The organism is Mycobacterium marinum, from assembly GCF_003391395.1.
Taxonomy (GTDB): Bacteria; Actinomycetota; Actinomycetes; order Mycobacteriales; family Mycobacteriaceae; genus Mycobacterium; species Mycobacterium marinum.
Map to the genome: position 1 here is coordinate 5,028,558 of NZ_CP024190.1, position 22,285 is coordinate 5,050,842.

20 protein-coding genes are annotated in these 22,285 nt (G+C 65.3%); 10 read left to right on the forward strand and 10 right to left on the reverse strand.

Annotation, left to right across the window (positions count from 1 at the left end):
* The first annotated feature begins 49 nt into the window (after positions 1-49).
* Complete coding sequence (gene dapD, locus CCUG20998_RS21045) at positions 50-994, forward strand: 2,3,4,5-tetrahydropyridine-2,6-dicarboxylate N-succinyltransferase (protein WP_020729924.1); 945 nt, start codon at positions 50-52, stop codon at positions 992-994.
* Positions 995-1,048: 54 nt separating this feature from the next.
* Here the strand turns inward: dapD and CCUG20998_RS21050 are convergent, their stop codons facing one another.
* Together CCUG20998_RS21050 and CCUG20998_RS21055 are read right to left on the reverse strand one after the other, a co-directional pair.
* On the reverse strand, positions 1,049-1,549 hold the full coding sequence (locus CCUG20998_RS21050; RefSeq protein WP_020729923.1) for a MarR family winged helix-turn-helix transcriptional regulator: 501 nt from the start codon (positions 1,547-1,549) through the stop codon (positions 1,049-1,051).
* An 884-nt stretch (positions 1,550-2,433) separates the two neighbouring features.
* Positions 2,434-3,717, reverse strand: coding sequence for an MFS transporter (locus CCUG20998_RS21055; RefSeq protein WP_020729922.1), 1,284 nt, complete (start codon positions 3,715-3,717; stop codon positions 2,434-2,436).
* 655 nt (positions 3,718-4,372) lie between these two features.
* On the opposite strand from CCUG20998_RS21055, the gene CCUG20998_RS28705 reads away from it, so the two are divergent.
* Positions 4,373-4,780 carry a hypothetical protein gene (locus tag CCUG20998_RS28705; RefSeq protein WP_231389742.1) on the forward strand — a complete coding sequence of 136 codons (408 nt, stop codon included), beginning with the start codon at positions 4,373-4,375 and terminating at the stop codon, positions 4,778-4,780.
* 156 nt (positions 4,781-4,936) lie between these two features.
* Here the strand turns inward: CCUG20998_RS28705 and CCUG20998_RS21065 are convergent, their stop codons facing one another.
* Together CCUG20998_RS21065 and CCUG20998_RS21070 are read right to left on the reverse strand one after the other, a co-directional pair.
* The gene (locus tag CCUG20998_RS21065; RefSeq protein ID WP_036456177.1) at positions 4,937-6,118 is read right to left on the reverse strand and encodes a PPE family protein; all 1,182 of its coding nucleotides are present in this window, start codon (positions 6,116-6,118) and stop codon (positions 4,937-4,939) included.
* Positions 6,119-6,157: 39 nt separating this feature from the next.
* On the reverse strand, positions 6,158-6,457 hold the full coding sequence (locus CCUG20998_RS21070; protein ID WP_020729919.1) for a PE family protein: 300 nt from the start codon (positions 6,455-6,457) through the stop codon (positions 6,158-6,160).
* 746 nt (positions 6,458-7,203) lie between these two features.
* Here CCUG20998_RS21070 and CCUG20998_RS21075 point away from each other — a divergent pair.
* Positions 7,204-8,469 (forward strand): Rv1453 family transcriptional regulator, encoded by a 1,266-nt coding sequence (locus CCUG20998_RS21075; protein ID WP_020729917.1) that lies wholly within the window; start codon positions 7,204-7,206, stop codon positions 8,467-8,469.
* Positions 8,470-8,471: 2 nt separating this feature from the next.
* Here the strand turns inward: CCUG20998_RS21075 and CCUG20998_RS21080 are convergent, their stop codons facing one another.
* The 4 genes from CCUG20998_RS21080 to CCUG20998_RS21095 all read right to left on the reverse strand — a co-directional run bounded on the left by CCUG20998_RS21080 (position 8,472) and on the right by CCUG20998_RS21095 (position 13,319).
* Positions 8,472-9,890 (reverse strand): acyl-CoA synthetase, encoded by a 1,419-nt coding sequence (locus tag CCUG20998_RS21080; protein ID WP_020729916.1) that lies wholly within the window; start codon positions 9,888-9,890, stop codon positions 8,472-8,474.
* Positions 9,891-9,934: 44 nt separating this feature from the next.
* A complete protein-coding gene (locus CCUG20998_RS21085) occupies positions 9,935-10,687 on the reverse strand; it encodes an esterase/lipase family protein (protein ID WP_020729915.1) in 753 nt (250 codons plus the stop codon).
* A 75-nt stretch (positions 10,688-10,762) separates the two neighbouring features.
* Positions 10,763-11,671: an alpha/beta fold hydrolase gene (locus CCUG20998_RS21090; protein WP_012395814.1), complete on the reverse strand. Its 909-nt coding sequence runs from the start codon at positions 11,669-11,671 to the stop codon at positions 10,763-10,765.
* A 181-nt stretch (positions 11,672-11,852) separates the two neighbouring features.
* On the reverse strand, positions 11,853-13,319 hold the full coding sequence (locus CCUG20998_RS21095; protein WP_020729914.1) for an aldehyde dehydrogenase family protein: 1,467 nt from the start codon (positions 13,317-13,319) through the stop codon (positions 11,853-11,855).
* 279 nt (positions 13,320-13,598) lie between these two features.
* Here CCUG20998_RS21095 and CCUG20998_RS21100 point away from each other — a divergent pair, with 279 nt between their 5' ends.
* From CCUG20998_RS21100 to CCUG20998_RS21120, 5 genes are read left to right on the forward strand one after another with little or no spacing between them, the layout of a single operon-like run.
* The gene (locus CCUG20998_RS21100; protein WP_036456175.1) at positions 13,599-14,147 is read left to right on the forward strand and encodes an FAS1-like dehydratase domain-containing protein; all 549 of its coding nucleotides are present in this window, start codon (positions 13,599-13,601) and stop codon (positions 14,145-14,147) included.
* Positions 14,147-14,575, forward strand: a complete 429-nt coding sequence (locus CCUG20998_RS21105; protein ID WP_020729912.1) for a Zn-ribbon domain-containing OB-fold protein — start codon at positions 14,147-14,149, stop codon at positions 14,573-14,575. Before CCUG20998_RS21100 ends, CCUG20998_RS21105 begins: the two co-directional genes overlap by 1 nt.
* On the forward strand, positions 14,572-15,027 hold the full coding sequence (locus tag CCUG20998_RS21110; RefSeq protein ID WP_020729911.1) for a MaoC family dehydratase: 456 nt from the start codon (positions 14,572-14,574) through the stop codon (positions 15,025-15,027). Before CCUG20998_RS21105 ends, CCUG20998_RS21110 begins: the two co-directional genes overlap by 4 nt.
* Entirely contained in the window at positions 15,024-16,193 is a 1,170-nt protein-coding gene (locus CCUG20998_RS21115; protein ID WP_012395819.1) for a lipid-transfer protein, read from the forward strand. Before CCUG20998_RS21110 ends, CCUG20998_RS21115 begins: the two co-directional genes overlap by 4 nt.
* A 7-nt stretch (positions 16,194-16,200) precedes the next feature.
* Entirely contained in the window at positions 16,201-16,830 is a 630-nt protein-coding gene (locus CCUG20998_RS21120; protein ID WP_020729910.1) for a TetR/AcrR family transcriptional regulator, read from the forward strand.
* Between the two features lie 26 nt (positions 16,831-16,856).
* On the opposite strand, the gene CCUG20998_RS21125 is transcribed toward CCUG20998_RS21120, so the two are convergent.
* Together CCUG20998_RS21125 and pruA are read right to left on the reverse strand one after the other, a co-directional pair.
* The gene (locus CCUG20998_RS21125; RefSeq protein ID WP_020729909.1) at positions 16,857-17,816 is read right to left on the reverse strand and encodes a proline dehydrogenase family protein; all 960 of its coding nucleotides are present in this window, start codon (positions 17,814-17,816) and stop codon (positions 16,857-16,859) included.
* Positions 17,816-19,447: an L-glutamate gamma-semialdehyde dehydrogenase gene (gene pruA / locus CCUG20998_RS21130; protein WP_012395822.1), complete on the reverse strand. Its 1,632-nt coding sequence runs from the start codon at positions 19,445-19,447 to the stop codon at positions 17,816-17,818. The genes CCUG20998_RS21125 and pruA overlap by 1 nt, the downstream gene beginning before the upstream one ends.
* Before the next feature lie 84 nt (positions 19,448-19,531).
* Between pruA and CCUG20998_RS21135 the strand changes: the two genes are divergently transcribed.
* Complete coding sequence (locus tag CCUG20998_RS21135) at positions 19,532-21,130, forward strand: PucR family transcriptional regulator (protein ID WP_103653964.1); 1,599 nt, start codon at positions 19,532-19,534, stop codon at positions 21,128-21,130.
* A gap of 87 nt (positions 21,131-21,217) precedes the next feature.
* Positions 21,218-22,021: a trehalose 2-sulfotransferase gene (gene stf0 / locus CCUG20998_RS21140; RefSeq protein ID WP_036456173.1), complete on the forward strand. Its 804-nt coding sequence runs from the start codon at positions 21,218-21,220 to the stop codon at positions 22,019-22,021.
* Positions 22,022-22,285: the final 264 nt, after the last annotated feature.

A 22,285-nucleotide genomic window follows, 5' to 3' on the forward strand; every position in this document is an offset into this window, starting at 1 on the left:
ACTCTGCGTCTGCTCGCGGGCGTCAGCGCATCTAGTAGCGTGTCGAGGCGTGACTGGAGCAGCAGGCATCGGACTGGCAACCCTGGCTTCCGACGGATCGGTCCTGGACACCTGGTTTCCCGCGCCGGAGTTGACCGAGTCAGGTACCAGCGCGACATCACGCCTGGCGTTGTCCGACATTCCCGCGGAGCTGGCCGCATTGGTAGGCCGCGACGACGATCGCGGCACCGAGGTGGTGGCGGTCCGGACCGTCATCGGCTCGCTAGACGATGTCGCCGCCGACGCGTACGACGCCTACCTTCGCCTGCACCTGTTGTCGCATCGTCTGGTGGCGCCGCACGGGCTGAACGCCGGCGGCTTGTTCGGCGTATTGACCAATGTCGTGTGGACTAATCGCGGACCATGCGCAATCGAAGGTTTCGAGGCAGTGCGGGCACGGTTGCGCCGCCACGGAGCGGTGACGGTCTACGGTGTCGACAAATTTCCCCGGATGGTCGACTACGTGATGCCCAGCGGCGTGCGCATCGCCGATGCCGACCGGGTGCGACTGGGCGCCCACCTGGCGCCGGGCACCACCGTGATGCATGAGGGTTTCGTCAACTACAACGCCGGAACCCTGGGCGCTTCCATGGTCGAGGGCCGAATCTCCGCGGGCGTGGTGGTCGGCGACGGCTCCGACATCGGCGGTGGGGCCTCGATCATGGGCACGCTCTCCGGTGGGGGGACCCAAATCATTTCCATGGGCAAGCGCTGCCTGCTCGGCGCCAACGCCGGGCTGGGCATCTCCCTGGGCGACGACTGCGTGGTGGAAGCCGGCTTGTACGTCACGGCCGGCACCAAGGTCACCACACCCGATGGCATCACCGTCAGGGCACGCGAACTGTCCGGCAGCAGCAACCTGCTGTTCCGCCGCAACTCGGTGACGGGCGCGGTCGAGGTGGTGGCCCGCGACGGTCAGGGCATCACACTCAACGAGGATCTGCACGCCAATTAGTGGGGCCGCATGGGCCGGTAGGCGCATGCCGTTGCGGTGCGCGGTTGCGCACCATCACCACAGGTCCGGCTCGCGATAGAGGTTGGCGGGATCGAATTCCACCGCCCCGCGGGCAGCTTCACCGACGGCGTCGAGGATCAGGTGCAACTGCTCGACTCCGTCGGCACCGACGCGCTGTTGGATCGCCCGGTCGAGTGCGGCAGCCGCACGCTGACGCGCGGCCAAGTACTCCATCGCCTTTGGCGTCAGCTCCACGACCTTCTCGCGCTGGTCCGTCGGCGACGGGGCGGTCTGCACGTAGCCGCGATCGCGCAGCTCGGCGACGAGCTTGCTGGCCGCCTGGCGGCTGACGCCGAACTGCCTGCCCATCTGCGATATCGTCATAGGTCCTGGCAGCGCATAGAGGGCGAACACATAGTTCATGGAGAAGCGCCGCCGCTCGAAACCCGCGGCCTCCATGTCGGTGTCAACCCGATGAACGTAGCTCCACCACGCAATCCGCAGCGCCTGGCCGAGCGGTGTTTGCGGCGACCGGTAGCCATTTCTGTCAGCCATGGTTGACAATCTAGCCGATTGGCTCTAGTCTTCAAATTGTCAACCATAGATGACAGTTAGGTGGTGAGGATTCCACAACCTGGCATGCAACGACCGGCTCTCCCGGCCACCCATGTCAACAAGCCCGAGTTCTTCAGCGTCGACAGCGCGAGCTTTGTTGGGGAAGCCCCTGCCACCCAGAAAGGAAAGTGAAATGTCAAAGATTCGCACCTTGTCGGCAGGTGTTCTGTGTGCAGTTGGCTTAGCGCTGGCGGGAGCCGTGGTGGCACCCGCAGTGGCGTTCGCGGACCCGGGCCCAGGCCCCGCTCCGCACCCGGGCCCAGCGGCCCCCGTCCACCCGGGGCCGGCCGCCGCGCCCCATCCAGGTCCGGGCGCCCCGGGAGACCCGATGCATCCGGAACCGGGAGTTCCGATGCATCCCGTCCCTCCCCCCACTCACCCGATCTACCACTACGGCGATGACATGACCCACCCGGTCTGGTCTGCCACGCACCCGGTCTGGGCGCTGGCCCCCTAATTGCCGCCTGCTCGGCATCGATGTTCTGCCCCGGTCACTGCTAGCCCCAGTGGCCGGGGCAGAACCTTTTGCCGCGACTGGCGGAGACGTTGGCGGGCTTGCTAATCAGCGTCAATTCCGATTCCGGACACCTCCCCCGCCGGTGAAATGACCCCGTACGGCATCATGACATTCCAACCTCCACTCGAACTGGCGCAGACCGACCATCATGGGGCGCTCGGATCCACCGAACTGCTTACCCTGCAGGCGAATTCATTGAAGTGGAGACCGGCGCCCGGCGGGCCCGCGATCCCGTGCTCCGCGCCAAGGTCCGGGTTGTGTTTAGCAACGGCCAGCACCCGCCGCGCCGCCGGGACGGGCGCGGCAACTAGGCGGCGGTCAGTGGGGCGCCGGCGGTCTCGGGGAGCAGATAGGTGCACAGCAGGCTGGCGGCCACCAGCGCGGTCATCATCAGGCCGACCGCGGAGCTGCCATAGCTGGCCAGCAGGGTACCGGCGATCAATGGCGGCGCGGCGCCCCCAACGATGCCCGCCACGTTGAGCGCCAGGGCCGTGCCGGTGTAGCGGTAGCGGGTAGCGAACAGTTCCGGGATAAGCGAGGCTGCAGGCCCAAATCCACTGGCGGCCGCGGCATACAGCCCCAGCAGCGCCACCGTGAACCCGACGGTATCGCCAGAGCCGATCAGCGGCATTACCAGCGGCGACCAGAATAGGCCCACTGCCCAGCCGACCAGCATGACGCGCCGGCGCCCGAAGCGATCGCACAGAATGGCCGACAGTGCGACAAAACCGATGCAGACCAGCCCGCCCAGCACACCGATCAGCAAGACGAGGTTTCGCGAATACCCCAGGTGCAGTTGCGCGTAGGAAGGCAGGAAGGTGCTGGCCAGATACAGGCACCCGAAGGCCGCCAGCATGGCGCCCGCGGCCAGCACTATCTCACGGCGTTGCCGGCACAACACCGCCGCCAGCGGTGCCCGCGCGGCGGCGGTTGATTCCTGATCATCGGCCTGCGCCATCGCAAGAGCGAATACCGGGGTCTCGTTGATCTCCAAGCGGACGTACAAGGCGAAGGCAATCAGTAGCGCGCTCAACAGAAAAGGGACACGCCAGCCCCACTGCAGAAACGCCGAACTGCTCTCTCCGATGGTGTAGTTCACCCCGAGAAAGGTCAGACCGCTCACCACAAGCGCAACACCGCCACCGAGCACAGTGAACATGCCGTAGTACCCGCGCTTGTGCGCTGGCGCGGACTCGATACTCAGCAGCGCCGAACCAGCCCATTCGCCGCCGACGGCAAAACCCTGGAGCAACCGTAAGGCGACCAGGATCAGCGGGGCGGACACCCCGATGGTTGCCGTGCTGGGCACCACCCCCACCGTCACCGTCGATAGGGCCATGATCAAAAGGGTGGCAACGAGAGTCTTCTTACGCCCCAGCCGGTCCCCAAAATGCCCGAAGACGGCCGCGCCGAGCGGCCGGGACAGAAACGCCGTGGCAAAAGTCCCCATCGATGCGATAGTCGCCAGAGCTGGACTGAGACCGGGGTAGAAGACCGCCGGAAAGACCAGCGCCGCAGCCGTGCCGTAAATGCAGAAGTCGTAGTACTCGACTGTTGAACCGACGACACAGGCGAGGGCGACCCGACTCATGGGTGTTGCTCCCGAGCTGGGGTCGCCGGTCCCGCCACCGGCCGTCGCGAGGCCAGCTGCATCCACAGTTGAGTACACAGCGACGACGATATGCCGCGACTAGGAGCTTAATCCGTTCTCACGCCGTGAGTTTGCTGCCAACATGCTGGACGGTATGCGCCCGCGCCACCAGCTCGCGCCGCAACTCGTCACGCATCCCGACCCGAAATACCCTACCCCCCTTGTTAATTAGCTGCGCTCACCAAGATTCGAATCCCGGTCGATCAGCGGGTGTGCTCGCACCCGATTCCGCGCCCGGGCGTCCGCCAACCGGCGGCTCGAGCCGCACCAAGCGCCACCCGCAAACTTCCCGACCCTCCGGAATTCCGTTGCCCCCTAGCCTGTTACGACTCGAATCCAAATGACGCGGGCGGGTCCGCCACCACACCGTCGGCGACACCCGACGCCGCATGATTCGCCGACCGACCAACCAACCTGTCAATCACAGTTGACAATGATGGAAAACGGTCTTACTCTCAGATTGTCAACCAGATATGACATTCATCGGGTTGGCGGTGACCTCAACACGGCGATGCAGCCATTGGGCCCGAGTTCTTCGGTGTCGACAACACGGGCTCCGTTGAGCCAAACACCCCAGCCCGGAAAGGAGTTGGAAATGTTGAGAATTCGCACCCTGTCGGCGGGTGTCCTGTGCGCCCTGGGCCTCTCTTTTGCAGGGGTACTGGTGGGACCGGCCATCGCCTCCGCTGCCCCCGGGAACCTGGGGCCGATACACCCCGGCGGAGGACAAATCCACCCCGGCGCGGGTCTCGTGCACCCGGGCGAGGGCCCGCTGCGTCCCGGCGAAGGCCCGCTGCGCCCGGGCGAAGGCCCGCTACGCCCTGGCGAAGGCCCGTGGCGACTGGGTGAAGGCCCCTGGCGCGAAGGCGAAGGACCCTGGCGCGAAGGCGAAGGCCAGTGGCGCGAGTTGTCGCCGCAGAACCACCCGATCTACCACTACGGCAATGACGTGACCCACCCCGTTTGGTCTGCCGCCCACCCGGTCTGGGCGCTTGCCCCCTAGTCCTTTGATCTAACTGGCACACGGCCCCCGACCATCGCTTAATGGCCGGGGGCAGACCCCGTTGGCCGGCCGGGTGACCATCCCGACGTAGGCCGCCGAGCCGGCAGGGCCGCAATGTTCGCCCGCAGCCGGCACATCACGAACCTGCCATCGGCACTATCCCGCGGCTGGAGGGCGTGGCATCACATAGGCCTTGGGCGTGACTCGCAGCACACCGCTAACGCCGTTGCCCCCGTTGCCGGCCAGCTGCCCAAATGGCATGCCGGGCAGCGGGGCCCCGTGAGCGCCCTCAACAGCACCGGTTACCGGCGAGATCGGCAACGCCCGGGCCGCCGGGACAACCGACTGGTTTGCTTCGGCCCATGCCTGCGGCACCTTCAGTCCGCCAACCGACAGCGCCTGGCCTGCGCCGCCCTGTGGCGCCCAACCCCCGATCCCCGCGGGACCTCCCCCGCCAACCATCGACACCGCGTTCCTAGCCGCGTGTTCGACCGCGGTTTCGGCAGCCTTGCTAGCCGAAGGAATGAAACCCTTGACGCTATCGCCCATGGTCTTGAAGATCGATGCGCCTGAGTTCGCCATCGACAAGTGGGTGTTTTCCATCCCCACGATGGTGCTGAGGTTCGACAAGGAAAAGCTCGAAGTAACGCTTTGAAGCAGCGACTTCGGTGCGGTCGCGGTCGACGCCCCTTGCGGAGCAGGCGCGGCGAGCTGTTGCAGGGCTTGGGGAACGTTGGACATCAGCTGGCCAGCCGCGGCGGAATCGATGGCCTGACCGACGGCGGCGGTCTGGTTGACGAGCCCACCAGCGTTGGCGACTTCCGGAGCCTCTTCAAACGGCGTCAGCGTCTCGGCTACCATCGCGGCCGAACCCGCGTAGCCATACATCGCGGCGGCGTCCTGGGCCCACATCTCGCCGTACTCAGCCTCGGTAGTCGCGATCGCCGGGGTGTTCTGGCCGAAGATATTGGTTGCAATCAGCGTGACCAATTGAAGGCGGTTTTCGAGGATCAACGCCGGGGGCACCGTGGCCGCGAACGCGGACTCGTAGGCCACCGCCGCTCCCCTGGCCTGGTTGGCCGCGAGTTCGGCCTGCGTGGCGGTGGCACCGAGCCACGCGACATATGGCGCGGCGGCGGCCCCCATCAAACTTGCCGACGCGCCCACCCACTGCCCGAACGCCAGCCCCCAGATCACCGATTGGCAGGAGGACGCGGCGCTGTACAGATCGACGGCCACGCTGTCCCACGCCTCAGCGGCGACCAGGATCGAGCCCGAACCCGCACCGGCGTACATCTTGGCGGAATTGATCTCCGGTGGTAGCGAACCGAAATCCATCAATGTCTGTCCCTCTCCTCGAATGTCGTCAGGTCAGGTCTATTGAGATGCCACGGCGTTGGCGGTTTCGGTGCTCACGTACGAGGCGGCACTGGTCGCCAACGTGGCCGCGAAATGCTCGTGAATCGCGGCCGCCTTCGCGCTCACCATCTGGTACATCGCCGCATGCGTCGCAAACTGCGTCGCAAGCAGTGCGGAAACCTCATCGGCGGCCGGCGGCAACACCCCGGTCATTGGAGCGGCGGCGGCGGCATTCCCGGCGCTCAATGCCGCTCCGATAGACCCCAGGGTGCCTGCCGCTGCAGCCAACGCTTCGGGTCGAGCCGTAACAGAAGACACGTGCATACCTCCTCGTGGAGCCGGGTGGTGGCCCGGCGGTACGGGTTATCGCTGAGCCGGCGTTGGCTCCCGTCCTCCGCCACTGGATGGGGGTTGGCGGCAACGAACTGACGACAATGCTTGCCAACTTGCGGCGCCCGGAATAGGTACATTCCCCCCGAACAGTGCGGACCGAAGGTGCACAATGCACCCGCCCGTCGGGCCGGAGGTGAATTGTTCTCAATTCACCGTTGCGCGCGGTGCAAATTGCACACAGCTATCGAGTGGAAGGTCACACCAGGGGTTGGGCCGGCGCAACGAGGTTGCGCACCACGCAGGGGTCTATCAGATCGACGAACAAGAATTCGGGGGTGTACCGGGCTGCCCCGTTGGCCACTAGCCCGCGGCGACGGCGGGGTCTACCAGCGCTCGCCAGGCGCCGCGATTGCAGCAACAGCCCAACCAGCAAAAGGAATTACGTCCCAGACGCCTAACTCAAACGCACCAACCCGACCAGGTTTCTATTTGTTCACCAATTGTTTCCATATCATTCACGTGGCAGTCGCTGAAGCTCATGGGTCCGTCCCCCGACCTAAAGCCGACCGGGGTGGCGACCCGCCCCGGCCAGTGAGACAGCTAACATCGAACCCTCTGCTGTGACCGCGCCCTCACCGACCTGAGCGCGCTTGGGACGCAACGCGTTAATTCCACTCGAACACTCGAGGACATGCACTGCGCCCCACCGCCGCCGTGACTAGGATCGGCACGTGCCCTGGCAACGACCCTCGTCCCGGATACGCGAACTTATCCGGGAGGGAGCCCGCAGGGCACTCAACGCCGGACCGGAATGGATCGAAGAACTGGACCGGGAAACGGTATCGGCCAACCCGACCATCGCCAACGATCCGGTGCTGGCAAAGGTGGTCAAACGAGCCAACCGCGCCAATCTGGTGCACTGGGCGGCGGCCAACGTGCGTCATCCCGGCGCACCGGTGCCGGCCAATCTCGGCGGGGAGCCGTTGCGTATGGCCCGCGATCTAGTGCGTCGCGGGCTGGAGACCCTGACGCTGGACATATATCGGATCGGCCAATACATCGCCTGGCGGCTCTGGATCAACATCGCTTTCGATCTCACTTCCGATCCGCAGGAACTGCGCGAGCTGCTCGACGTTTCCGCCAAGTCCGTCAATGAGTTCATCGAGGCCACGCTGGCCGGCATCGCCGCACAAGTGCAACTAGAACACGACGAGCTGACCCGCGGTAACCATGCCGACCGCCTGGAAGTGGTGGGTCACCTGCTAGAAGGCGCCCCAATCAGCCGCGAGCGCGCCGAGACACGGTTGGGCTACTCCCTTATTCGAGCCCACACCGCCGCCATCATCTGGAGCGACGACTTCGACGGCGACCACAGCAATCTGGATAGAGCTGCCGACGCGTTTTGTCACGCCGTGGGATCGTCGCAAGATCTGACCGTGGTCGCCAACGCGGCTACCCGTTGGGTGTGGTTGGCCGAGGCCACCAACCTCGACATCGATACGATCGAGCAGGCGGTGGACAACGCATCGGATGCCCGAATTGCCATCGGCACCAAGGCAAGTGGAATCGAGGGCTTTCGGCGCAGCCACCTCGAGGCGCTCACCACACAACGCACCCTGGCGCGACTGAAATCCGACCAACGGGTGGCCTTTTTCTCGGACGTCCAGATCGTCGCCCTGATCACCCAAAATCCGCAAGCCGCTGACGAATTCATCACGAGCACGCTCGGTGAACTGGAATCGGCGGCTCCCGAACTTCAGGCCACGTTGCTGATGTTCATCAACGAGCAATGCAACGCTTCCCGCGCCGCAAAGCGCCTCTACACCCACCGCAACACGCTATTGCGCAGAATTGAAGCCGCACAACGACTCTTGCCGCGACCGCTGGCCCATACCTCCGTCCACGTCGCTGTCGCTCTGGAAGCACTGCAGTGGCGTGGCGACAACATCGCCAAGCTCCCCACCCCCACCAGCCAAGACGACGAAGTGTCGGCCTAGGCTCAGCCCTCTGCCAACAGCTGCTTCTTGAGCACCTTGCCCAGCGCGTTGCGCGGCAACGACTCCACAATCCGCACCTCGCGTGGCCGTTTGTGGACCGAAAGCTGTTGCGCGACAAAATCGATCAATACGTCGGGATCGATGCGGTCCGAACCCACGATGTAGGCCACGATGCGCTGGCCCAAATCCTCGTCAGGCAATCCGACGACAGCTGCCTCTTGAACCTCCGGATGCCCCAGTAGCACCGTCTCGATCTCCCCGGCGCCGATACGGTAGCCACCAGACTTGATCAAATCAACCGACTCACGGCCGACGATGCGATGCATGCCACCGTCGTCAACGACCGCAACGTCGCCGGTGCGATACCAGCCGTCGGCATCGAATGCCTCAGCCGTGGCCTCCGGCCGATTCAGGTAGCCATCGAACAGTGTCGAGCCCCGAACCTGCAGCTTTCCAACGGTTTCCCCGTCATGCGGGACCGGTTTGCCGTGATCATCGACCAGCCGGGTCTGCACTCCGGCCAGCGGCAGGCCCACCCAGCCCGCGCGGCGCTCGCCGTCAGCCCGGGTAGACAGGGTGATCAGCGATTCCGAAGACCCATAGCGCTCGATAGGGCGGTGCCCGGCGAGGTGCACCAGCTGATCGAACACCGGGACAGGTAAGGCCGCGCTGCCAGAAACCAATAGCCGAGCCGGCCGCAGCGCCTCGGCGGCCGCCCGGTCCGCAGCCACCCGTGACCACACCGTGGGCACCCCGAAATACAGGGTTCCGCCTGCTTGCGCATATCCCGCCGCCGTCGGCTTTCCGGTGTGCACGAAGCGATTTCCAACTCGCAGCGATCCCAGCAAGCCGAGTACCAGACCGTGCACATGGTAGAGCGGCAAGCCATGCACCAAGACGTCTTCTGCATTCCATTGCCAGGCCTGGGCCAGCGCGTCCAAGTCGGCTGCAATCGCCCGCCGGCTCAGCTGCACGCCCTTGGGCAGCCCCGTGGTGCCCGAGGTGTAGATCACCATCGCAACCGAATCCGGCGGCGGCTCGGGGTAGCGGTGCCATGATCGTGCGTGCAGACGCACCGGTATCTGCGGCAGTCCGTCGGGCTCCGCGTCCTGGGCGGGCGCCGGGCCCAGCCAGGCCACGGCGCCGGAGTCGGTCAGCATGTGGCGGCGTTCGGCCACACCGACATCGGCCGGCACCGGGACCACGGGCACCCCGGCGATCAAGCATCCGGTGACCGCCAGCACCGTCGATACGGTGGGCGTTGCCAGTACGGCAACCCGATGCGCGCCAGCGATACGCTCCGCCACCGCCGTTGCGGCACCAAGCAGATCGCTGCGGCTGAGGTCGACGCCGTCGATACGAACCGCGTCGGCGATGTCGTCAGCCGATACGGCGGCGGGGTTCAGTGAGGCCAGCAGCACGTCAGCGAGGCTACCCGTGGCACCGGCCGCGGTCTCAACGCAGGCTAGCTCGCGGCGTGCAGAGTATGTGGTCGGGGAAACAGCGGCCGCAACACCGTCGGGGGCCGGAACGGGGCCCAGGTATCCACCGGCTGGGCCAACCGATCCGCGATGGCCCAGACCGCGGCCGGGTGATGACCGTAGCCGATGTGGCTGCTCAGCACGGCGATGTTTTCCGCGCGTTCCGACGGCGTGTCGAGGCAGGTCTGCCAGGCGACCATGCCGTCGTAGCGCGAATAGATCGCGGTGCTGGGCACCGGAAGCGGTTCGGCTTCGGCCGGCAACGGCAACTCGTGTCGCTCGGCGTGCAGGCGCTGGAAGATCCTGAAGTGCCGCGCGGCCCGAGATTGGGATTCGTCTTGCATCCGGAACGGGCTGCCAAGGGTGATCACCTGACGTACCGCCTCGGGGTGACGCCGCGCCAGGTTGCGCGCGAAGATCCCGCCCAGACTCCAACCGACCAGGCTGACGGGTGTGTTGTAACGGGTGTGCAGCGCCTCCAGGCGCGCGCTCATCCCGTCCACAACCTTGCTGGTTGGGCCGATGTTGAGGCCCAGCCGCCAGCCATACGCCCGGTAACCGAGGCGGCCCAGCAGCCACCGCAGTGTCCAGGTGGAGCCGTCACCGGCCAACAAGCCGGGCAACACCAAGACCGGGTGCCCGTCACCGACCGGCAACGCCTTCTGCAGTGGGAACAGCGAAACCAGCTGCCCGTACTCGGCCACCGCGCGGGGTATGTCGCTGAGATAGAGCCCCATTTTCGGGGCACCCGCGGAGACAACGTGGGGGGCGGCAGTGGGGAATTCCACAGCCTCAGCAGCCACAGACATCGATCAAGCCTCCTCATCCCAAATCTTCATTAGCGTAGCCAGGATTTCCTCGCCGCGCCCCAGCCCGGCGAGGTGACTTTCACCCGGTAAGTGGAACAGCTCTGCATTGGGCAGTCGCGAAACGACGTGCTCACCATGGGAGAACGGGATGATGTGATCGTGGTCACCGTGCCACCAACGGACCGGTACCGACACGTCCTCGAGCCGGAATCCCCAGTCGCGGGCGAAAACGATCACGTCGTTGAACGGTGCGGCCAGCTGTTTGCGGCTTCCGTTGAGCAGATCGTCAAGAAACATGGCCTTGAACTCCGGCCGGGCGAGTAGATGCCGGTCCGCTTGTGGCGACATCAGCCCATAGACATCCAGGGCCGGGGAAGCCACCGGGCGAGCCATCCGGATCAGCACGCTGGCGCTCAGCCGTAGCGGGCTCCCGCCGACTCTCAGTAGCGGCGCCACTCGTCGACCCAGGTCCATCAGGCCGCCACTGATCGCATCCGGTCCGCGGGTCGGCGCCACCCCGCCGAGCACCCCCGCTGCCACTACCCGGTCCGGCAGACCGGCAGCACAGGCCAGGGTGTAGGGGCCGCCCCCGGACAAGCCGACGACCGCCATTTTGTCGATCCCCAGCGTGTCGGCGATGGTCCGCAGGTCGTCGGCAAAGGCCGAGACGGTCCCGTACTGGTGGGGTGTGGACGAGCCGATGCCGGGACGATCGACGCCGATCAGGCGCACGTCGTGGTGTTCGGCGTAGACCCGCGCCTCGGTCGGTATCTGCCGGCGGGCGCCCGGAGTGCCGTGGAACCAGAACACCGCACGCCCTTGCGGCGCTCCGAACTCGGCAAATCCGATCTGACGGTCTTCGCCGACGGCGATGTTTCCCTCGAGCTTGGGTCGGGCGATAGCGACGGCCATGCCCAGCAGCATCGCATGCGATGACGCGCCGATGCACCTTTTTGGTAGGGGATGCAACGATTCGACAACGAATGCCTATCAAGCGCGCTGACGCTGAGCACCGAGCCCCCTTGTCCGAGCGTCACGCCAGCGTGGCGGTCGTTTCCCACGGCCACGCTGGCGTGACGCTGGCCGCCGCAGGTCAGCCAGGCATGCCGATGGCCTTGGGCTCCATGTACTGGTGCAGCCCGGCAATTCCGCCGCCCTCCCGCCCCAGGCCGCTCTGCTTGAAGCCGCCGAACGGCGCGTCACCAGGACCGAAGCCGTTGACCGCGATCTGGCCGGTCCGGATCCGGCGGGCGACCCTGACGGCGCGGTCAGCGTCGCCACCCCACACGGCGCCAGACAGGCCGTACTGCGAATTGTTGGCGATCGCCACGGCGTCGTCGTCGTCGCGGTAGCGCAGCACGCTCAACACCGGCCCGAAGACTTCGTTTTGGGCGATGTGGGCGTCTGGTGTGACGCCGGTAAGGATCGTCGGCTCGTAGTAGAAACCTGCCTCCGGCGTGGCCGGTCGCCTGCCACCGGCCGCCAGCGTGGCCCCATCCCGCAGCGCGCGGGCTACGTGGTCCTCGACCCGGCTGCGCTGAGCGGCGCTGATCAGCGGCCCCATCTGCACATCCGGATCGGCGGGATCACCCACCCGGACCGCACGGGCCAGCGCGACGAGCCGGTCAACGATCTCATCGTGCATCGCCTCGGGTAGCAGCAGCCGACTGTGCAAGATGCAGGCCTGCCCGGCATGCAACAAGCAGGATTCGAACAACATTCGCGCCAGGAGTTCGTCACTGCACTCAGCGTCGTCTAGGACAATGCTGGCCGACTTCCCGCCACACTCGAGCAAGACGCGTTTCATCGTGCCGGCCGCCGCGGCCATCACCTCGCGACCGACCGCCGAACTCCCGGTGAAACTGACCATGTCGATACGCGGGTCGACGGCCAGCACCTTGCTGGCCTCGATGCCGCCGGGCGTGACGACGTTGACCACCCCGGGTGGGATATCGGTGTGCTCGTGGATGATTCGGGCCAGCGCCAGGCCCGCGAGCGGCGTGAGCGGGGACGGTTTGAGCACGACGGTATTGCCGCCGGCCAGCGCCCGGCTCAATTTCATGACGTTGAGGCTGTGCGGGAAGTTCCAAGGCGTCAGGATCGACACGACACCGAGCGGCTCATGGCACAGCACCGCGGCGCCGGACGCTGACTGAATGGACTGATCGCCAAGTGTGCCCGCAAGATGACCCGCACGCCGGGCCGCGCTGGCCGAAGCGTCGATCTGCAACCGCCGCTCGTTGGCCGTGCAGCCCCATTCGACCTGAGACAGCGCAAAATACGCGTCGGCGTAGTCCTGCAGCGCGGCGCCCAACTGGGCAAGGCAATGGCCGCGCTCCTGGTGGGACATGGCCGGCCACGGGCCCGCGTCGAATGCGCGACGCGCGGCATCAACCGCATCGCCTACCTGGCTGACGCTCGCATCGGGTGCGGTCGCGATGACCATCCCCGTCGACGGTGACACGTCGTCGTAGCGGCCGTTTTCCGGTTCGACGCAACGCCCGTCGATATAAAGCTGATACGTATCGACCAGGGATTCCGGAAGTGCCCGCTCAGCCATCTGATTCCTAACCCGTAGGCGTCGGTCATATACGCACTTGGTGTACACCGCGGGCGTTCAGGCGTCAATGACCTCCCAGGATGAATCGCCACCAAATTCGATGATTTACAGATGCATTGACACGCCGCCGGGCCCGGGAGTAGACACGACTCGGCAGACATATTGCGCAGATGTGTCCGATCAGCGGCGATCAGGGAGGTGCCGGGTGGCGTGGGTACGGCGACCCGCCCGATGACCAGACGCCGTTCTGACGCGTCAACAAGTCAGGAGGACAACCGGGTGACTGACTCCGAAACCGAGTTTCTCTCCAAACTGCGCTCACTCGTCGGACAGCCGACAGGTGGAACGGGACGGCCCTCAGTGGCACCGGATCCGGTGAACCAGCCGATGATTCGGCACTGGGCGCATGCGCTCGACGACATGAATCCCGTCTACCTCGATCCGGAGTTCGCGGCCGCATCCAGGTTTGGCGGCATCGTTTCACCGCCGGTCATGTTGCAGACGTGGACAATGCCGGCACCGAAGCTGGAAGGGATTCGGGAGCGCGGCGGCGCCCCCGTTGAGATCAAGACCAACCCAACCGCGTTCCTCGACGAGGCCGGCTACACCAGTACGGTGGCGGTGAACTCGGAGTTCGAGATCGAGCGCTACCCACGCCTGGGCGACCTGATCAGCGCGACGACGGTGTATGAGGACGTCTCCGAGGAGAAGAAGACCGCACTGGGAACCGGCTTCTTCCTCACCTGGGTCACCACCTATGTCGACCAGCACGGGGAGGTGCTCGGGCGGCAGCGGTTCCGGGTGCTGCGATTCAGGCCTCAACGCTGATGGCCTCCCGACTGGCGCCGGCAATCAGCCCGGACACCGAGTTCTTCTGGCACGGGCTGCGCGAGCACAAACTGCTTATCCAACGCTGCGCCGAATGCGGGGAACTACGTCACCCGCCACGCCCCATGTGCCCCAAATGCCGCTGTCTGCACTGGGATACCGTCGAGTCTGGGGGCCGCGGCACCGTCTACAGCTTCGTGATGCCCCACCAACCGAGGTTTCCGTTCTTCGATTACCCCTACATCGTCGTGCTGGTCGAACTCGATGAGGGCGTCCGGCTGGTTTCGAACCTGTGTGGCATCGATCCGGCTGACGTCACGGTCGGGATGGCGGTCGAGGTGTTCTACCAAGACTTCGATGGGCCAGACGGAAGCTTTGTGCTGCATCAATTCCGGCCCGTCGCCCTTGACTCGGAGGCAGTTCGATGACCACTACCACCGGCCGCTACCAGACCCTTGGATGGAACGACATCGCCGTCGGCGACGCGGTGACTGCGTTGGAGATCCCGATCACCACAACGGTGATCGTCGCGGGGGCAATCGCGTCACGGGATTTCATGCCGGTACATCACGACCGCGACTACGCCAACAAGCAAGGCTCGCCGAATCTGTTCATGAACATCCTGACCACCAACGGGCTTTGCGTGCGTTTCCTCACCGACTGGGCCGGACCAGAAGCGATGGTCAAGAAACTGTCGATTCGCCTTGGCGTGCCCTGCTTTCCGGATGACCCGCTGCACTTCACCGGCAGCGTAACCGGCAAGTCGGCCGGTAAAGACGGGGAAAACTTCGTTGAAGTCACTTTCCAGGGCGCCAACAGCCTTGGCAATCACGTTTCCGGAACCGCGGTGCTCAGCCTCCTCGATGAGGCCCAGCCGTGACTGCCCCGCTGGCCGGTGCCGCCGCGATCGTGGGAATTGGCCAGACCGAGTTCTCCAAGGAGTCCGGGCGCAGCGAGTTGCAGCTGGCGTGCGAGGCGGTCAGCGCAGCCCTTGACGATGCCGGGGTGACACCCGGCGAGGTCGACGGCATGGTCACGTTCACGATGGACGCCAGCGACGAGATCGATGTCGCACGCAATGTGGGTATCGGTGACCTCAACTTCTTCAGCCGGGTACCGCACGGCGGCGGCGCCGCGGCCGGGACCGTGGCACACGCCGCGATGGCGGTGGCCACCGGGGTCGCCGAGGTGGTGGTGTGTTATCGCGCCTTCAACGAACGTTCCGGCATGCGGTTCGGGGGTAGCGGGCGCACCAGCACCGAAACCCCGCTCTTCATGGCCCATTACGCGCCCTTTGGACTGCTGACTCCCGCAGCATGGGTCGCGCTGCACGCACAGCGCTACATGTCGACTTATGGAGTCACCAACGAGGACTTCGGCCGGATCGCCGTCGTCGACCGTGCCCATGCGGCACGCAACCCCGACGCCTGGTTCTACCAGCGCCCGATCACGCTGGCCGACCATCAGAATTCACGCTGGATCATCGAACCCGTACTGCGCCTGCTGGACTGCTGCCAGGAAAGCGATGGCGGCGTCGCTCTGGTCGTGACGAGTACCGAGCGGGCGCGGGATCTGCGCCAGCCGGCGGCGGTCATCACCGCGGCCGCCCAGGGGGCGGCCGCCGAGGGCGAGATGATGACTAGCTACTACCGCGAGGACATCACCGGACTACCGGAGATGGGGGTGGTGGCCAAGCGTCTGTGGCGCGATTCGGGCCTCAAGCCTGCCGACATTCAAACCGCGTTCATCTACGACCATTTCACCCCGTTCGTATTCACCCAGCTCGAGGAACTCGGCTTCTGCGGACGCGGTGAGGCCAAGGAGTTCGCCACAGTGGAGAACCTGTCGCTGGGTGGGTTGCTGCCGATCAATACCAACGGCGGCCTGCTCGGCGAGGCCTACATCCATGGCATGAACGGCATAACCGAGGCGGTGCGTCAGGTGCGTGGCACTTCGTACAACCAGGTCGACCACGTCGAACACGTACTGGTCACCTCGGGAACCGGGGTACCGACCAGTGGACTGATTCTTGCCCCCGCCGGATGAGCTCGTGATGCCCCAGTCCGCCGCCCTGCCTCAGGCAACCGACACCCGCGAACTCATCATCGGGTCGGCGTATGTGTGCTTTCGCCGGCAGGGCTTTCAGAAGACCACGATTGTCGACATCGCCAGACTGGCGAACGTGTCTCGAAGCACCATCTACGAGTACTTCCGCGACAAGGCCGCCATCATGGAAGGCTGCGCCGAACGCGCTTCCGAACAGTTCTATCGCGAAATGTCCAAAGCGATGGACCGAGGTGGATCGCTGCAGGAAAAGCTCTGCCAAGCCGCCGTATTCGTGACTCAGTCCCGGCAGGCGATCGCTTCGGCCAAGTACTTCGACGAGGACGCGATCGGCCTGTTGCTGACCAAGGATTCCGCCGTGCTGCTGCGCGAATGCATCGACTTTTTCGCCCCTTACCTCGCCGCGGCCAAGCTCACCGGCGAGGTCCGTAAGGACCTCGACGTCCAAGCGGCCGCCGAATGGTTCGCGCGCATTTTGTTCTCGCTGTTCAGCACGCCATCACCGATACGCGACATGGATGACGCCCAGGCCGTCACCGAGTTCGTCCGCGCGCACGTGGTCGACGGATTCTCCGATAGCCGTTGGCGACCGGCCCGCGGCGTTTCGAAAGTACACTGACGGCTGCGAATACCCTCAGCTCGAGGTCATTGCACCAGTGCGCGCAGAAAGAAGCCGAGATTCGCCGGGCGTTCGGCCAGCCTGCGCATGAAGTAGCCGTACCACTGGGTACCAAACGGCACGTACACGCGCACCTGGCTACCGACGCCGACCAGTCGCCACTGTTCCTCGTCACGAATGCCGTACAACATTTGGTATTCGAAATCGTTTGCGCTGCGCCCTGACTCGTGGGCCATACCGGCAACAGTGGCAATGATCTCCGGGTCGTGCGACGCAACCATGGGATACCCGGAACCTGCCATCAGGACCTGCAGGCACCTCAGATAGGAGTCGGTGACCTCGACCCGGTCGCGGTATGCCACCGATTCGGGTTCGTCATAAGCGCCCTTGCACAAGCGGACCCGGGCCCCCACCGACGCGAGCTCCTGACAGTCGTCGAGCGTGCGCCTCAGGTAGGCCTGAACAACGGTACCCAGCCAAGCAAAGTCGACACGTAGGTCGCCGGCGATGGACAACGTCGACTCGGTGGTCGTGTGGTCTTCGGCATCCACGGTGACCCAGACACCGACCTGCTCGGCCCGCTCGCAGATGGTGCGGGCGTTGTCCAACGCGATCTTCTGCCCGTCGCGTTCCAGGGCCTGCCCCAGGGCCGAAAGCTTGACCGACACCTCCAACGGCCGCACTCCATCGCGCCCGGCATCGTTGCGCCGCCCCATCACGTCGAGCAAGTTCAGGTAGGCCCGAACCGTCTCGGCCGCGTCATCGACATCGGTGACGTTCTCGCCGAGATAGTCGATGCTGACGCAGCGTCCCGAATCACGCAGCGCACCAACAACATCAAGGACACTGTCGACGGTCTCACCGGGCACAAAACGGCGCACCACTCGACGGGTTACCGACGAGTGTTCCAGGGTGCGCCGCAACCGGTCGGCCCGGCTGGCCGCGAGCATGGCGGGGCGGACCGTGTGGACGAATAGGCGGGTCATCAGTCCGACTCCATGTGCGGGTAGGTGTGGTCGGTCGCCGGGACGAATGTCTCTTTGATGGTGCGTGTCGACGTCCAGCGCAACAGATTCTGAGGCGATCCAGCCTTGTCGTTGGTGCCCGAGCCGCGCGAGCCACCGAAGGGCTGGCGGCCAACGACCGCACCGGTCGGCTTGTCGTTGATGTAGAAGTTTCCTGCCGCGAACCTCAGCCGGTTCTGAGCGGTCAGCACGGCATTGCGGTCGTCGGCGATGACGGCGCCGGTCAGCGCATAGCGGGAGCCGGTGTCGATGACATCGAGGATCCGTTCGTACTGGTCGTCGGGGTATACGTGCAGCGACAGCACCGGTCCGAAGTACTCGGTCGCAAAGGACTCATCGGTCGGATCGTCGGATAGCAGCACGGTCGGTCGCACGAAATATCCGACGCTGTCGTCATATTCGCCCCCCACGGCGATGGTGACGCCGGCTGCGCCCTTCGCTCGTTCGATTGCGTCGACGTTCTTGATGAAGGCGCGGCGATCGATGAGTGCGCCACCAAAGTTGGACAGGTCGGTGATGTCGCCGTATTTCAGCCCGGCGGCGGTGTCCAGGAAAGTGTCGCCCATCTGTTGCCAGACCGAGTGTGGGATGAATGCTCGCGATGCCGCCGAGCATTTCTGCCCCTGGTACTCGAAGGCACCCCGGATCAGCGCCGTAGCCACCACCTCCGGGCGCGCGGAGGAATGAGCAACCACAAAGTCCTTGCCGCCGGTCTCGCCGACCAACCGGGGGTAGCTCTGGTAGGAAGCGATGTTGGCGCCGACCTGTTGCCACAGGTGTTGGAAGGTCGCCGTCGACCCGGTGAAGTGGATGCCGGCCAGCCGCGGATCGGTCAGCGCGACATCCGAAACCGCCAGTCCGTCACCGGTGACCAGGTTGATCACCCCGGGCGGCAATCCGGCGGCCTCGAGCGCCTGCATGGTCAGATAGGCCGCCAAGGTCTGGGTAACCGACGGCTTCCACACCACGGTGTTGCCCATCAGTGCCGGTGCGGTCGGCAAGTTCGCGGCGATCGCGGTGAAATTGAACGGCGTGATCGCGTAGACGAAGCCTTCCAGTGGGCGGTGATCGGTGCGGTTCCACTCCCCCTTGGCGCTGACCGGTTGCTGGTCCAGGATCTGGCGAGCAAAAGCTACGTTGAAGCGCCAGAAGTCGACCAACTCGCACGGTGCGTCGATTTCGGCCTGGTATGCCGACTTCGACTGGCCGAGCATCGTTGCCGCCGCGATCTTTTCCCGCCATGGCCCGGCCAGCAGGTCGGCCGCCCGCAGGAAAACCCCGGCGCGCTCGTCGAACGGCATGGCGGCCCAGCCGTTCTTGGCGGCCATGGCGGCCTCTATTGCCGCCGTGGCGTCAGCGTGGACGGCGTTGGTCAAGGTGCCCAGCCGTTCGGCGTGCCGGTGTGGCTGCACGACGTCGATACGTTCGCCGTCGCCCATCCGGTGTTTACCGCCGATCACGTGCGGCAGGTCGATCGGCTGTTGCGCCAAAGCGATCAACTCGCTTTTTAGGCGAGACCGTTCGGGTGAGTGCGGCGCATAGCTGTGGACCGGCTCGTTGGCGGGGATCGGCACCTGGGTAATCGCGTCCATGCCTGCCAGCATCCCCGCCGGCAGGCTCGAATCGATTAGCCGATCGGACAAGATTAGCGATCAGCACTAGTACTATCGGACAACATGGGAGTGGCTGGCGTCGGCTTGGGCCAACTGCTGCTCGCCCTGGATGCGACGCTGGTCAGCCTGGTGGAAGCCCCGCGTGGCCTAGACCTTCCGGTGGCCTCGGCAGCCTTGGTCGATTCCGACGATGTGCGGCTGGGTCTGGCGGCGGCTGCTGGCTCGGCCGACATCTTTTTCCTGCTCGGTGTCACCGACCACGAAGCGTTGCGGTGGATCGACGGGCAGGCCGGGACCCCGGTGGCGATATTCGTCAAGCAACCGTCGGACGCGGTGGTGGCCAAGGCCGTCCGCTCCGGGGCAGCGGTGGTGGCGGTGGAGCCCCAGGCCCGCTGGGAGCGGCTGTACCGTCTGGTCAACCACGTACTCGAGCACCACGGGGACCGGACCACCGATGACTCGGGCACTGATTTGTTCGGCCTGGCCCAGTCGCTGGCCGACCGTATCCACGGCATGGTCAGCATCGAGGACGCCCAGTCACACGTACTCGCCTATTCGGCTTCCAGCGACGAGGCCGACGAGCTGCGCAGGCTCTCCATCCTGGGCCGTGCGGGTCCACCCGAGCATCTCAAGTGGATCGGCCAGTGGGGCATCTTCGATGCGCTTCGCTCCGGCAGCGAGGTGGTGCGGGTGGCCGAGCGCCCCGAACTAGGACTGCGTCCGCGATTGGCCATCGGTATTCATCAGTCACCGGTCGCCGCACGGCGCCCACCGGTGTTCGCCGGATCCATCTGGGTTCAACAAGGCTCCCAGCCGCTGGCCGAGGACGCCGAAGAAGTGCTGCGCGGCGCGGCGGTTCTAGGCGCCCGCATCATGACACGCCTGGCATCGCGCCCATCCACGCACGCCCGGCGAGTGCAGCAGCTACTGGGCCTAGCCGATCCTGACCCCACCGCGGCACCCGCGGACGTCACCGCCATCGCGCGCGAACTCGGTCTATCCGCTGACGGAAACGCCGCCCTGATCGGCTTCGACACCATCGAAGCCGACGACAAGCAGTCCCGTCTCGCCGATGTACTAGCGCTGAGCGCAAGCGCATTTCGGCGTGACGCCCAAGTCGGCACCAATGAATCGCGCATCTACGTCGTGCTGCCGCAGACCGCGACCGCGCGTTCACTGACCTCCTGGGTTCGCGGCACCATCAGCGCGCTGCGCAGCGAGCTGGGGGTGGAGTTGCGGGCAACCATCGCCGCACCGGTTGCGGGCCTGGATGGACTTGCCTCGGCGCGTATCGAAGTGGATCGCGTGCTGGACAGCGCCGAGCGCCACCCCATTTCGATCGGTCGGGTGACCTCACTGGCCGAAGCACGCACCACCGTGCTGCTTGACGAGATCGTCACCCTGGTCGGCAACGATGCACGGCTGATAGATCCCCGGATACCCGACCTGCGTGCCAAGGATCCGGTGCTGGCCGACACGTTGCGTGTCTATCTGGACAGCTTCGGCGATATCGGCCTAGCCGCGCAGTCACTGCAGGTACATCCCAACACCGTTCGCTACCGCATTCGGCGCGTCGAGAAGCTGTTGTCAACCTCCTTCGCCGATCCCGATGTACGGCTGGTCTTTTCGCTGGGCTTACGGGCCACCGACCGCTTCAGTTAGCCAACCGCGGTTGCATACAAGAGTAATCTTCAGCGTGAACCCAATTTTCGCCCTTGCCGCGAATTTGCCACGCGTTAGTCTTCCTTCGTGGCAGATAGCCCGTCGTCGTATCTGGTTCTAGCCTCCCAGCGCAGCGGCAGCACGCTGTTGGTCGAATCATTGCGCGCCACCGGCGTCGCCGGCGAGCCTCAGGAGTTCTTTCAGTATCTGCCCACCACCAGCCAGCCTCCACAGCCGCGCGAGTGGTTCGCCGGCGTCGAGGACGACTCGATCCTGCGCCTGCTCGATCCGCTGGACGAAGGTAAGCCGGATCTGGCACCGCCCGAAATCTGGCGTGACTACGTCCGCACCGTAGGGCGAACACCCAACGGGGTCTGGGGCGGCAAACTGATGTGGAATCAGACTCCCCTGCTGCTGAACCGGGCAAGGCAGCTCCCGAATCGATCGGGCGACGGGCTGTCGGCCGCGATCCGCGACGTGATCGGCGAGAACCCCCTCCTGGTTTATGTCTACCGTCCCGATGTGGTGTCGCAGGCAGTGTCGTTCTGGCGCGCGGTACAGACCGGAGTCTGGCGAGGCCACCCCGACCCGGCACGCGACGCTCGTGCCAGCTATCACGCCGGCGCGATCGCCCATGTGGTGAGCATGCTCCGCGCGCAGGAACAGGGTTGGCGAAGCTGGTTCGCCGAAGAGGGCATTGCACCGATGGAGATCTCCTACCCGGTGCTGTGGCGCAATCTAACCCTGCTGGTCGGCGACATCCTGGAAGCGTTGGGGCTCGACGCACGGCTGGCGCCCACCGCACCACTGGTTCGACAAGCCAACGAACGTTCCGACGAGTGGGTGGACCGCTATCGCGCAGATGCCGACAGAGCGGGCCTACCCACGTAGCCCCCCGGCATCAACCTTCAGCGGCCACCTCGACCCCTGAGCACGTCCGCAATTGATTAAGTACGGCAACATATTTCACCCACACAATGGCGGGCGCTACCACCCCGACGCGGAGTTGCGGCACGACGCGGCCATCGTCGATCGCACCGTAGCCGCGCCATGTCCCGAAAGCCACACCCACAGTCTGGACATACCGATGAAGTCAGCTGGAAGTCTGCTGTGCATCCCCCCGGTCGAGTTGTCGAAGCACCACAGCTCGGTTTA